Below are 11,870 nucleotides of genomic sequence, written 5' to 3' on the forward strand. Positions count from 1 at the left end.
CGCGCACCGGGCCGGCCAGGCGTCAGGGTGGCGGCATGTACGCGTACGCCTCCCGCGTCCGGCCGGCCCCGCCCGGCACCCGGCTCCTGACCGCGGTCAGCCGCCCGGACGCCGTACCGCCACCGCTGCTGATGCTGCTCGGCATGGTCTCCACCCAGGTCGGCGCCGCAGTCGCGAAGCAGTTGTTCAGCGCGACCAGCCCGGGCGGTACGACCACCCTCCGGCTCGGTCTCGGTGCGCTGGTCCTGCTGGTGACGGCCCGCCCCGCACTGCGGCTGACCTGGCGGGCCCTGGGTCTGGTGGTCGCCTTCGGGGTCGCCATGGCAGTGATGAACCTGACCTTCTACGCGGCGCTGTCCCGGGTACCGCTCGGCGTGGCGGTGACGGTCGGGTTCGCCGGCCCGCTGGTGGTCTCCCTGCTGGGCAGCCGCCGGTGGTCCGATGTGGTCTGGGCGGTACTGGCCGGCACCGGGGTGCTGCTACTCGCCGGGCTCGGCGGTACCCGGATGGACGCCCTCGGGTTGCTGCTCTGCGGGCTGACCGCGGTCGGCTGGGCCGGGTACGTCCTGCTCGGCAAGGCGATGAGCGGACACGTCGACGGCGGCCGTGGGCTCGCGCTCGGGATGGCGGTGGGTGCGCTCTGCGTTCTCCCCTTCGGGGTGGTCACCGACGGCGCCGGGCTGCTCGATCCCCGGATCCTGCTGCTGGGCCTCGGGGTCGCCCTGCTCTCCTCGGTGCTGCCGTACTCGGCGGAACTGGCCGCACTGCGCCGGATGCCGGCCCGGGTCTTCGCGATCCTGCTCAGCCTGGAACCGGCGGTCGCCGCACTGATCGGGGTGGTGCTGCTGCACGAACTGCTGGCCTGGTCACAGGTCGCCGGCATCGGCTGCGTGATGGGTGCCGCCCTCGGCGCGACCCTGGTCCGCCGGGAGGACACCTGACATCACGGGGCTATCTGAACCGGGCACCGGCCGGCATGCTGTCCGGATGGGCGTACGCATCGAACGGTCCGGGCCGGTCACCACGGTGATCCTGGACCGGCCGGAGACCCGTAACGCGGTGGACGGCCCGACCGCCCGGAAGCTCGCCGACGCGTTCCGGGCCTTCGACGCCGACCCGGCCGCGTCGGTCGCCGTGCTCTGGGGCGCGGGCGGCACGTTCTGCTCCGGCGCCGACCTGAAGGCCATCGGTACGCCGTCCGGCAACCGGGTCGAACCGGAGGGGGACGGCCCGATGGGCCCCAGCCGGATGACGCTGGGCAAGCCGGTGATCGCCGCGATCAGCGGGTACGCCGTGGCTGGCGGGCTGGAGCTGGCGCTCTGGTGCGACCTGCGAATCGCCGAGTCGGACGCCACGCTCGGCGTCTTCTGCCGGCGGTGGGGCGTACCGCTGATCGACGGCGGGACGGTCCGGCTGCCCCGGTTGATCGGTCAGAGCCGGGCGATGGACCTGATCCTCACCGGTCGGGCGGTGGGCGCAGACGAGGCGTACGCCATGGGTCTGGTGAACCGGGTGGTGCCGCCGGGTGAGGCCCGGACGGCGGCCGAGGCGCTGGCGGCGGAGATCGCCGCCGTGCCGCAGACCTGCCTGCGCAACGACCGCGCCGCGCTGCTGGCCGGTGCCGGCCGGACGGAGGCCGAGGCGATGGCCACCGAGTTGGCCTACGGGTTGCACTCACTGGCGGCGGACGCAGCGGCCGGGGCGGCCCGGTTCGCCGCCGGTGCCGGCCGCCACGGCGCTCCGGTCAGCCGAACGTGATTAGGTACCGCCGGACCACCTCGATGTTGCGCTGCTCCCCGGTCACCCCTGCGCGGGCGGGGCGGCGACGGAGCTGCGCCAGGCGGGCGGGTCGAAGGCCAGGACAGCGCCGGCCCGGTCCTTGCGCTGTCGCAGAGCTGGGGCAGTGCCACCCACGGATTCCCACACCTGGATGGCTGCCTGCACGTCCTCCGCTCCGTCGTAGGTGCGCCCGTGGAACGGTCCCTCGACGAAGAGCAGGTCGTCCCCGGACGGCAGGGTGGCCATCACGAACGGCCCGTCCAGCCCGGCGTAGGCGCCGGCCGCGTACGGCACGACGTGGATCCGCACCCGGGGCCGGGCGCCGACCAGCGTGACCAGATGATCCAACTGTTCCCGCATCACCGCCGGCCCGCCAACCGGCCGGCGCAGCACCGCCTCGTCGATGACGGCGGTGAACAGCGGCGGGTGGTCCGCGTTCATGATCGTCTGCAGCTCAGCGGCCATCCTGTCGGCGTGTCGCACCGCTGAACCACAGACGATCATGGTCAACCCGTTACGTCACCTGCGGAGGCCGCTACTTCCAACCGCGCAGGGCGGTTTCTACTTCAGTTCGCGTAGGGCGGTTTCGATCGCCCGGTGGAAGGTCGGGTACGCGTAGATCATGTGCCGGAGCTGGCTCACCGGTACCGCCGCGTGCACCGCGACCGCCAGCGCGGAGAGCACCTCCCCACCCATCGGACCGACCGAGGTGGCACCGGCCAGTACGCCCCGGTCCGCGTCCGCGACCAGCTTGATGAACCCCTCGTTACCGAACTTGTGGATCCAGCCCCGGGTCGAGCCGGCGAGCTGGGCCGTCCCCACCTGCACGTTGACCCCCCGGTCCCGGGCCTGCCGCTCGGTCAGGCCGACCGCACCGACCTCCGGATCGGTGAAGGTGACCCGGGGCAGGGCCCGGTAGTCGGCCCGGAGCACGCCCCTGGCGCCGGTGCCGACGGTGGTAGCACCCACCGGGCCGTCGCCCGTACCCGCCGCACCCATCGCCCCACCCCCGGCCCGGGCGGCGCCACTGGCGTCCACCCCACCGGCGGCCTGCCGGAGCTGGTCCAGCAGGTCGCAGACGACGATCGACGCCTGGTACATGGCGATGTGCGTGAACGCACCCTCACCCGTGACGTCACCGACCCCCCAGACCCCGTCGACCGTTGCGCCGTTCCCACCGACCGTTGCTGCGGGTCCGCCGGCCGTTGCGCCGTTCCCACCGACCCGCACTCGCATCCGGTCGTCGACCGCGAGGAACCGCTGCCCGGGGTCGATGCCGGCAGTCTCCAACCCCAGATCACCGAGCCGGGCCCGGCGACCGGTGCTCACCAGCAAACGCTCGCCAGTGAAGCTGCCACCGTCTGCGGTGTGCACGGTGAACCGGCTGCCGTCGTGGTCGACCCGCTCGGCGCGTACCCCGGTGTGGATCCCGACGCCGTCGGCGCGCAACGCGGCGGCGGCGACCTCGGATGCCTCCGGCTCCTCGACGGCGAGGACCCGGTCCATCGCCTCGACCACGGTGACCCGTACCCCGAACCGGGCGAAGACCTGAGCCAGCTCCAACCCGATCGCCCCGCCACCGAGGATCAGCAGCGACTCCGGCAGTTCCTCGACCTCGATGATCTGCCGGTTCGTCCAGTACGGCGTGTCGGCGAGCCCGGCGATCGGCGGGACCACCGGCGTGCTCCCGGTGCCGATCACAACCCCGTGCCGGGCCTGGAACACCTGGTCACCGACCTGTACCCGGCCGGGGCCGACCAGCCGGCCGTAGCCCCGGACAAAGTGCCCGCCCTTCCCGGTGAACCGCCGCACCGCCGCCGTGTCGTCCCAGTTGGCCGTGGCCTCCTCGCGGATCCGCCGGGCCACCGGCGCCCAGTCCGGCTGGACCTGCACCGTGCCGGCCAGTCCGTCCACCCGACGGGCCTCGGCGAGCGCGTTGGCCGCCCGGATCATCATTTTGCTGGGGATGCACCCCCAGTACGGGCACTCCCCACCGACCAGTTCACCGTCGATGCCGACGACGTCCAGGCCCGCCTCGGCGAGCCGACCGGCCACCTCCTCGCCGCCCACACCGAGCCCGACAACGACCACGTCCACAAACTTCGGCTCCGTCACCCCGCCAGCATGACCCACCTTCGGTGGAAGGAAGGGCCCCTTCTTATCGTTTTCGGTAGAGGAAGGGCCCCCGCTTAACACCCCGCATAACACCCTGCCTGACACCTCCGGCCCGTCGAAAACGACGCGCCGGCAGCCGGTCGACGGCCTACCGTGGCCCGATGCGTACCCGATTCGAAGCCGTCCGGGAGTGCTTCCAGGACCTGCACCGCAGCGGCCGGGAGACCGGGGCGTCGCTCACGGTCTGGTACGACGGCCGGCCGGTCGTCGACCTGACCGACCACACCCGGCCGGACACCCTGGCCAACGTCTACTCGGTCGGTAAGCCGGTCGCCGCGCTCTGCCTCCTGCTCCTGGTCGACCGGGGGCGGCTCGACCTGGACGACCCGGTCGGGCGGCACTGGCCCGGATTCCGTACCCCGGCGACCGTCCGGCAGGTACTCAGCCACACCGCCGGGCTGCCCACCTTCCCGGTACCCCGGCCGGCGGGTGCATTCGCCGACTGGGCGCTGCTCGCCGACGACCTGGCGGCGGCCGAGCCGGAGTGGGAGCCGGGCTCGGTGGCGGGCGAGCACGCAATGACGTACGGCCACCTGGTCGGCGAACTGGTCCGTCGGGTGGACGGCCGGAGCATCGGCCGGTTCCTGGCCGAGGAGATCGCCGGGCCGTGGCGGCTCGACCTGCACTTCGGACTGGGTACGGCGGAGCAGCAGCGGTGCGCGGACCTGACGTACGGCGATCCGGACTGGCCGGTCACGGTGCGGGGTGAGCCGGGGTCGCTCTGGGCGCGGGCCCTGGGCAACCCGCCCGGCGCGCTGGATCTGGCGGTGGTGAACGGTACGGCGTGGCGGGCGGCCGAGGTCCCGGCGGTGAACCTGCACGCCACGGGGAGCGGGCTGGCCCGGTTCTACGCGGGCCTGCTGGCCGGCGGTGTCCTCGACGGCGTACGCCTGCTCAGCGCCGAACTGGTCGACGAGTTCACCCGGGTGCAGTACGCCGGACCGGACCTGCTGCTGGGCCGCGACGTGCACTGGACGCTGGGCATGCAGTGGGAGGAGGACGGGAGCTGGGGCATGGGTGGCATCGGGGGGAGCTGCGCGTGGGCCGACCCGGTCCGCGGTTACAGCTTCGGGTACGCCACGAGCCGGCTGGCCGGGTTCGACCGGGTGGAGGCGCTGGTGGAGGCTCTGCACGCCGATCTGGCCGAGGCAGGCTGAGCGGGCGCAGCCGTGTTAAGAAGGGGCCCTTCCTATACCGAAAGCGATAAGAAGGGGCCCTTCCTTACGACGGTCCGGGTACCACCACCGGGGCGCCGGTCGGGGTGAGCAGCGCCCGCCCAGCCACGGCCATCCGGCGGCGACGGGGTACGACCGCCCGTCGGGCGAAGACGTCGTAGCCCTGGGCGGCCACCTCGTCGAGGATCCTGCCGTAGAGGGCGTACGCGGTGCGGATGCAGCCCTGGGAGGCGGGGGCGAGCAGGGTCACCCCGGGGGCGGCGGCAAGGTAGTGCGCCTGGGCGCGGGTCACCTCGTACTCGATCAACCCCCGGATGCGGTCGGTGGCCGCGCCCCGGACCCGGGCCGCGAGCAGGTCGTCCCGGGTGAGGTCGAACTTGTCTAGGTCCTCGTCGGGCAGATAGGTGCGGCCCCGGTCGAGGTCCTCGGCGACGTCCCGGATGAAGTTGGTGAGCTGGAAGGCGAAGCCGAGTTGGCGGGCCGGTTCCCGGGCGGCGGCCGGGTCGGAGCTGCCCAGGATGGGCAGCATCATCGTGCCGATGACCGCCGCCGACCCCTCCATGTAGTCGAGCAGGTCGTCGTAGGTCGGGTACGACGTCACCGTCAGGTCCATCGCCATGCTCCGCAGAAACAACGCGAAGTCGGCCCGGTCGAGGTCGAAGATGGCGATGGTGTGCAGCACCGCGGGAAGCAGCGGGTCGTCAACCGACGCACCGTCGAGCCCGGCCAGGAACCGGCCGGCCCAGTCGTTGAGCCGTTCGGCCCGCTCAGCCGGGGGGAGGTCCTCGGTGCGGTCGACGATCTCGTCGGCGTGGCGGGTGAAGCCGTAGAGCGCATGTACGTGCCGTCGTTTCCAGGCGGGGAGCAGCCTGGTCGCGAGATAGTAGGTGCGACCGTGACGTTTGTGCAGGTCACGGCAACGGTCATAGGCAGCGGCGAGATCCGTGTCCACCGACCCTCCTCAATCGACGCACCAATCGACGCAACTCGTAACCCTAGGGTACGCTCGGCCACATGGCCAACGACGCAGTTGCGGGTAACGCGCCCCGCGTGGCGCCGGTTCGGCCGGTGGACGCCGACGACCCGGTCCGCGAAGTTCTCGCCGCCTTTACCCGGGATCTGGTCCGGGCAGTAGACGAGACACTGGGAGACTTCCTGACCACCGAGGTGGCGTCGCTCGCCGAGGTCGACCCGGCGCTGCACGATTTCGCCCGGACCGCCCACGACTGCGTGCTGGCCGGCGGCAAACGGCTCCGGCCGACCTTCGCCTACTGGGGGTGGCGCGGGGTCGTCGGCGGGGAGGTGCCGCTACCACCGGTGCTACCCGCACTCGCCGCCCTCGAACTCCTGCACGCCTTCGCGCTGGTGCATGACGACGTGCTGGACGCGTCCGCCACCCGACGGGGCCGGCCGACCGTGCACCGCTCGATGGCCGCCGCGCACCTGACCGCCCGCTGGGCCGGCGACCCGGACCGGTTCGGTGAGGCCGCCGCCATCCTGGTCGGCGACCTCTGCCTGGTCTGGGCCGACCGGCTGCTCGGCCAGACGGCCGTGCCGCCGGCCACCCTGCTCGACGCCCGCCGCTGCTACGACCAGATGCGCATCGAGGCCATCGCCGGGGAGTACCTCGACGTGCTCGGCGAGCACGACGCGGGGAACTGGTCGGTGGACCGGGCGCTGCGGGTGGCCCGCTACAAGACGGCGAGCTACACCGTCCAGCGCCCGCTGCTGTTCGGCTCGGCACTGGCCGGGGCCACTGCGCCCGACGCCCCGCTGGTGGCCGCCTACACACGGTACGGCCTGGCCGTGGGCGAGGCGTTCCAGCTCTGCGACGACCTGCTCGGGGTGTACGGCGACCCGGCCACCACTGGCAAGCCGGCCGGCGACGACCTGCGGACCGGCAAGCCGACCGCACTGCTGATGCTCGCCCGCCAGCTCGCCACCCCGGCCCAGGCCACCGAGCTGCGGCGCCTCGACGGGGGCGTACCCGTCGACGAGGTCGACCGGTACGCCGAGCTGGTCGCCGCGACCGGCGCGGTCGACCGGGTGGAAAAGATGATCTCCGACCGGGTGGCCGAGGCGGTGGCCGCTCTGGACGCCGCCAGCATGGACGAGACAGCCCGGTCGGCCCTGACCGGCCTGGCTGTCGCTGCCACCCACCGCCGGTCATGATGAGCATTCGCAAGAAGGAGATGATCACGTGCGGACCGTGACCGGACGGACAGATCGGGTTGTGGTGGTCGGCGCCGGGCTGGGTGGCCTCGCGGCTGCGCTGCACCTCGCCGGTAGTGGCCGCCAGGTCACGGTGGTGGAACGCGAGCCCGTGCCGGGCGGCCGGGCCGGCCGGCTGAGCCTGGACGGCTACGAGTTCGACACCGGCCCCACCGTGCTGACCATGCCGGAACTGATCGCCGAGGCGCTCGACGCGGTCGGTGAGGAGCTGACCGACTGGTTCGACCTGACCCCGCTCGACCCGGCGTACCGGGCGTACTACCCCGACGGCTCGACGCTGGACGTCATCACCGACACCGCCCGGATGGCGGCGGAGATCTCCCGGGTCTGCGGTCCCCGGGAGGCCGACGGCTACCTGCGTTTCGTCGACTACGCACGCAACCTGTGGCGCCTGGAACGGACCGACTTCATCGACCGCAACCTGGACGCGCCGACCGACCTACTCACCGGCAACCTGCTCAAGCTGCTGGCCACCGGGGCGTTCCGCCGGTTGCAAACCAAGATCGACCAGTTCTTCCGCGATCCGCGTACCCGGCGGATCTTCTCCTTCCAGGCCATGTACGCCGGGCTGGCGCCGCACGACGCGCTCGCCATCTACGCGGTCATCGCGTACCTGGACTCGGTGGCCGGGGTCTACTTTTCGCGCGGCGGCATCCACGCGGTCTCCCGGGGGATGGCCGGTGCGGCGGAGAAGCACGGCGTGCAGTTCCGCTACGGCACCACGGTGACCCAGGTGGAGACCGCCAACGGCCGGGCCACCGGGGTGCTGACCGTCGACGGGGAGCGGATCCCCGCCGACGTGGTGGTGCTCAACCCGGACCTGCCGGTCGCCTACCGGGACCTGCTGCCGCCGACCCGCCAGCGCCGGCTGACCTACTCGCCGTCCTGCGTCGTGCTGCACGTCGGCTCGAAGCAGGGGTACTCGCAGATCGCCCACCACAACATCCACTTCGGCCGGGCCTGGAAGGGCACCTTCGACGAGGTGATCCGGCGCGGCGAGCTGATGAGCGATCCGTCGCTGCTGGTGACCAACCCGAGCCGGACCGATCCGGCCGTCGCCCCGGCCGGCCGGCACACCTACTACGTACTCGCCCCGGTACCCAACCTGGCGGCGGCACCGTTCGACTGGCGCGGCGACCTGGCCCGCCGGTACGCCGACGACCTGATGCGCACCCTGGAGCAGCGCGGCTACATCGGGTTCGCCGACGGCGTGGAGGTCTCCCGGATCATCACCCCGGCCGACTGGGCCGACCAGGGGATGGCTGCCGGCACCCCGTTCGCCGCTGCGCACAGCCTGTTCCAGACCGGCCCTTTCCGGCCTTCCAACCTGCACCGCACACTGTCCAACGTGGTTTTCGTGGGTTCCGGCACGCAGCCGGGTGTGGGCGTACCGATGGTGCTGATCTCCGGCAAGCTGGCGGCCAGCCGGATCACCGGCGGTGCCCGGTGACCGTCACCTCCCGGGAGGAGCACCTGGTCGAACTCGTCGACGACGGCGGCCGGGCGCTCGGTGCGAGCAGCGTGGCCGACGCCCACCAGCCGCCGGGGCAGTTGCACCGGGCCTTCTCGGTGCTGCTCGTCGCCCCGGACGGCCGGGTGCTGCTCCAGCAGCGGGCGGCCGTGAAGACCCGCTTCCCGCTGCGCTGGGCCAACTCCTGCTGCGGGCACCCGGCACCCGGCCAGTCGCTGACCGACGCGGCCAACCGTCGGCTGCGCGAGGAGCTGGGTGTCGGCCCGGTCCCCCTCACCGAGGTGGGGGTGCACGTCTACCGCGCCGAGGACCCGGCCACCGGTCGGGTCGAGGTCGAGTACGACCACGTCCTGCGCGGTGAGTTCACCCGCCCGGAGGAGCTGCACCCGGATCCGGCCGAGGTGGCGGACCTGTGCTGGGTCGACCCGGTCGAGCTGGCCGCCGACCTGGACCGGCGCCCCGACCGGTACGCACCGTGGCTGGTCGGGGTGGTGGGCCGGTTGCTGCACCACGACGGTACGACGACGGAGGTCGCTGGTGCCGTCACGACCGACCCCGCCGGGGCGGACGAGGCTTCGGAGCGGTCGGGTGGGCAATGAGGCGCTGAGCGCGGGGGCGGTCGCACGCCGGTTGGGCGTCGCCGTCACCACGCTGCGCACCTGGCACCAGCGGTACGGGCTGGGGCCGAGTGAACACGTTCCCGGCCACCACCGCCGGTACGCCCCCTCCGACCTGGCCCGGCTGGAGATCATGCGCCGGCTGACCGCACAGGGGGTGCCCCCTGCCGAGGCGGCCCGCTGGGCCCGCCGGGCCCCCGAGGTGTCGACCACCGAGCCGTTGGCGGTCCCGGAGCGTCCCCGCGTCTCCACCAGCCGGGACGGCGGGGGCTTCACCCTGCCGGTCGGCAGGGCCGGGCCGGCGGCCCGTGGACTGGCCCGGGCCGCCATGCGGCTCGACTCGGCCGCGATGTGCGAGTCGATCGAGGCGGCGATCGCCACCGACGGGGTGATCGCCACCTGGGACGGGATGCTGCGTCCGGTGCTCGCCGCGATCGGCGAGCGGCACGCGGCGACGGCCGGCCTGATCGAGGTCGAACACCTGGTCTCCCGGTGCGTCTCGGAGGCGTTCGCCAGGGCAGCCCGGCGCAACCAGGCTGCCGGCCCGCCCCGGATCCTGCTCTCCTGCGCCGACGAGGAGCAGCACTCGCTGCCGCTGGAGGCGCTGGGTGCGGCGCTGGCCGAGGCCGGGGTGACCTACCGCATGCTCGGTGCCCGGGTGCCGGTCGAGGCGCTGACCGAGGCGATCAGCCGGACCGGACCGGCGGCCGTGGTGATCTGGTCGCACTCCCGGGCCACCGCCGATCCGGTGCAGCTCGTCACATTGCTGACGGTGCCCCGCCGGCCGTTGCTGGTACTCGCGGCCGGGCCCGGCTGGCGGGCGGACGCCCTGCCGGCCGGTGTGGTCCGCCCGACGGACCTCACCGAGGCGGTCTCGTTGGCCCTGGCGGTACGCGACTCGCTGGAGCAGTCGACGGCGGACTGAGCGACCCTGGGGGAATTTGGGGCTGACTGTCCGCTTCTATGCCGTGGGGTCGGTCGACTAGCGTGTGGGTTCACTTTCCCGAACCCCTCTCGGAAGAGTCGACGATGACCTTACGTGCCGCAATCGCGGCCGGTGCGGCCCTGCTCATGCTCGCCACGACCGGCTGCGCCAACCAGGACCGGTCCGCCCGGCCGGCGGCCGGCGGCGCCAGCCCCACGGCGACCGCTCCGGCGACCGCAGCTCCACCGGTGACACCGACCCGCAGCGCGGCTGCGGCCCCGACGGTCCGGCCGACGACGTCGCGCCGGCCGGCTCCGACGGCCCTTCCACCAGGTTTGCGTCGCACCACCGGGGTACGCGGGGTCGCGCTCACCTTCGACGATGGCCCGCACCCCCAGTGGACTCCGAAGGTGCTCGACCAGCTCCGGGCGGCCCGGGTCAAGGCGACCTTCTGCATGGTGGGCTCGAAGGTGCGGCAGCATCCGGCGCTGGTGGTCCGGATCGTCCGCGAGGGTCACCAGCTCTGCAACCACAGCTGGCAGCACGACGTCGACCTGGGTACCCGCCCGGAGGCACAGATCCGGGCGGATCTGGCCCGCACCAACCAGGCGATCCGGACGGCGGTACCCGGCGTGGAGATCCCGTACTACCGGCAGCCCGGTGGCCGGTGGACCCCCGAGGTGGTCGCTGTGGCCAAGGCACTCGGCATGCAGTCGCTGCACTGGACGGTCGACCCGCAGGACTGGGCGAAGCCGACCGCGTCGGTGATCAGTAAGCGGGTGACCGACCGGGTCCGACCCGGTTCGATCGTGCTGCTGCACGACGGTGGGGGCGATCGGAGCGCCACCCTGCGGGCCTGCCCGGGCATGATCGCTGCAATCAAGCAGCGGTACGGCGTCACCCGCCTCAAATAGCCGGAAACCGGGCGTTTCGCGCCGTGGGCCATACCGGTTTTGTCGTGGGGCCTGCAATCACGTATGCTTTCGAAGCCTCCGGCGGGGCCGGATGGGAGCAAGTCCGCACGAAGTTGTCACCAGCAGGTGTGCAATGATTGCGGGGCCGCCCTCATCGTCTAGCGGCCCAGGACGCCGCCCTTTCAAGGCGGTAGCACGGGTTCGAATCCCGTTGGGGGCACGACCGGCGCAAGTCGGAGCACGACCGGCGCAAGTCGGAGCACGAGCAAGGTCCTGTGGAGCAGTTGGAGTGCTCGCCGCCCTGTCAAGGCGGAGGTCGCGGGTTCAAGTCCCGTCAGGACCGCAGCGCTACCGCCGCGCGTAATCGCGCGGCGTTGTGCGTTTCGGAGCAGGTGGCTTCCCGGCGGCGAGCCCGGCGGGCAGGTAACATGATCCGAGCAACACCCGGCCAGGTAGCTCAGTTGGTACGAGCGTCCGACTGAAAATCGGAAGGTCGGCGGTTCGACCCCGCCCCTGGCCACATAGCCTTTCGCCGGGCTACAAGGGCGGTGACCTGCGTATATGCGGTCACCGCCCTTTTTT

General features: G+C 72.5%; 11 protein-coding genes and 3 tRNA genes. 11 read left to right on the plus strand and 3 right to left on the minus strand.

Going from position 1 to position 11,870, the window contains the following annotated elements; translation table 11 throughout:
* Positions 1-35: 35 nt before the first annotated feature.
* Both V6U90_RS05110 and V6U90_RS05115 read left to right on the plus strand, forming a co-directional pair.
* Entirely contained in the window at positions 36-941 is a 906-nt protein-coding gene (locus V6U90_RS05110; RefSeq protein ID WP_334431379.1) for an EamA family transporter, read from the plus strand.
* A gap of 46 nt (positions 942-987) precedes the next feature.
* A complete protein-coding gene (locus V6U90_RS05115; protein ID WP_334431380.1) occupies positions 988-1,758 on the plus strand; it encodes a crotonase/enoyl-CoA hydratase family protein in 771 nt (256 codons plus the stop codon).
* 42 nt (positions 1,759-1,800) lie between these two features.
* On the opposite strand, the gene V6U90_RS05120 is transcribed toward V6U90_RS05115, so the two are convergent.
* Both V6U90_RS05120 and V6U90_RS05125 read right to left on the minus strand, forming a co-directional pair.
* Positions 1,801-2,244, minus strand: a complete 444-nt coding sequence (locus V6U90_RS05120) for a DUF5753 domain-containing protein (protein WP_334431381.1) — start codon at positions 2,242-2,244, stop codon at positions 1,801-1,803.
* Between the two features lie 96 nt (positions 2,245-2,340).
* Positions 2,341-3,894, minus strand: coding sequence for a dihydrolipoyl dehydrogenase family protein (locus tag V6U90_RS05125; RefSeq protein WP_334431382.1), 1,554 nt, complete (start codon positions 3,892-3,894; stop codon positions 2,341-2,343).
* A 161-nt stretch (positions 3,895-4,055) separates the two neighbouring features.
* Here V6U90_RS05125 and V6U90_RS05130 point away from each other — a divergent pair, with 161 nt between their 5' ends.
* A complete protein-coding gene (locus V6U90_RS05130; RefSeq protein ID WP_334431383.1) occupies positions 4,056-5,111 on the plus strand; it encodes a serine hydrolase domain-containing protein in 1,056 nt (351 codons plus the stop codon).
* A gap of 64 nt (positions 5,112-5,175) precedes the next feature.
* Here V6U90_RS05130 and V6U90_RS05135 read toward each other — a convergent pair whose 3' ends face one another.
* A complete protein-coding gene (locus V6U90_RS05135) occupies positions 5,176-6,081 on the minus strand; it encodes a phytoene/squalene synthase family protein (protein ID WP_334431384.1) in 906 nt (301 codons plus the stop codon).
* A 62-nt stretch (positions 6,082-6,143) separates the two neighbouring features.
* Between V6U90_RS05135 and V6U90_RS05140 the strand changes: the two genes are divergently transcribed.
* The 8 genes from V6U90_RS05140 (at position 6,144) to V6U90_RS05175 (ending at position 11,808) form a co-directional block, all read left to right on the plus strand.
* Positions 6,144-7,301 carry a polyprenyl synthetase family protein gene (locus tag V6U90_RS05140; protein WP_334431385.1) on the plus strand — a complete coding sequence of 386 codons (1,158 nt, stop codon included), beginning with the start codon at positions 6,144-6,146 and terminating at the stop codon, positions 7,299-7,301.
* Positions 7,302-7,329: 28 nt separating this feature from the next.
* Positions 7,330-8,811, plus strand: a complete 1,482-nt coding sequence (gene crtI, locus V6U90_RS05145; protein WP_334431386.1) for a phytoene desaturase family protein — start codon at positions 7,330-7,332, stop codon at positions 8,809-8,811.
* Entirely contained in the window at positions 8,808-9,431 is a 624-nt protein-coding gene (idi, locus tag V6U90_RS05150; protein WP_334431387.1) for an isopentenyl-diphosphate Delta-isomerase, read from the plus strand. The genes crtI and idi overlap by 4 nt, the downstream gene beginning before the upstream one ends.
* Positions 9,421-10,374: a MerR family transcriptional regulator gene (locus V6U90_RS05155; protein WP_334431388.1), complete on the plus strand. Its 954-nt coding sequence runs from the start codon at positions 9,421-9,423 to the stop codon at positions 10,372-10,374. Before idi ends, V6U90_RS05155 begins: the two co-directional genes overlap by 11 nt.
* Before the next feature lie 104 nt (positions 10,375-10,478).
* Positions 10,479-11,288, plus strand: a complete 810-nt coding sequence (locus V6U90_RS05160; protein ID WP_334431389.1) for a polysaccharide deacetylase family protein — start codon at positions 10,479-10,481, stop codon at positions 11,286-11,288.
* Positions 11,289-11,435: 147 nt separating this feature from the next.
* Positions 11,436-11,508, plus strand: a tRNA-Glu gene (locus V6U90_RS05165).
* A gap of 49 nt (positions 11,509-11,557) precedes the next feature.
* Positions 11,558-11,631, plus strand: a tRNA-Asp gene (locus V6U90_RS05170).
* Positions 11,632-11,734: 103 nt separating this feature from the next.
* A tRNA-Phe gene (locus V6U90_RS05175) sits at positions 11,735-11,808 on the plus strand.
* Positions 11,809-11,870: the final 62 nt, after the last annotated feature.

The sequence above is a fragment of the Micromonospora sp. CPCC 206060 genome (assembly GCF_036906895.1).
Taxonomy (GTDB): Bacteria; Actinomycetota; Actinomycetes; order Mycobacteriales; family Micromonosporaceae; genus Micromonospora.

Excerpts from the sequence above, each read along its gene's own strand:
- V6U90_RS05130 (WP_334431383.1), top strand. The coding sequence starts at position 4,056 with ATGCGTACCCGATTCGAAGCCGTCCGGGAGTGCTTCCAGGACCTGCAC.
- V6U90_RS05160 (WP_334431389.1), top strand. The coding sequence starts at position 10,479 with ATGACCTTACGTGCCGCAATCGCGGCCGGTGCGGCCCTGCTCATGCTC.
- V6U90_RS05140 (WP_334431385.1), top strand. The coding sequence starts at position 6,144 with ATGGCCAACGACGCAGTTGCGGGTAACGCGCCCCGCGTGGCGCCGGTT.
- V6U90_RS05115 (WP_334431380.1), top strand. The coding sequence starts at position 988 with ATGGGCGTACGCATCGAACGGTCCGGGCCGGTCACCACGGTGATCCTG.
- V6U90_RS05110 (WP_334431379.1), top strand. The coding sequence starts at position 36 with ATGTACGCGTACGCCTCCCGCGTCCGGCCGGCCCCGCCCGGCACCCGG.
- V6U90_RS05120 (WP_334431381.1), bottom strand. The coding sequence starts at position 2,244 with ATGGCCGCTGAGCTGCAGACGATCATGAACGCGGACCACCCGCCGCTG.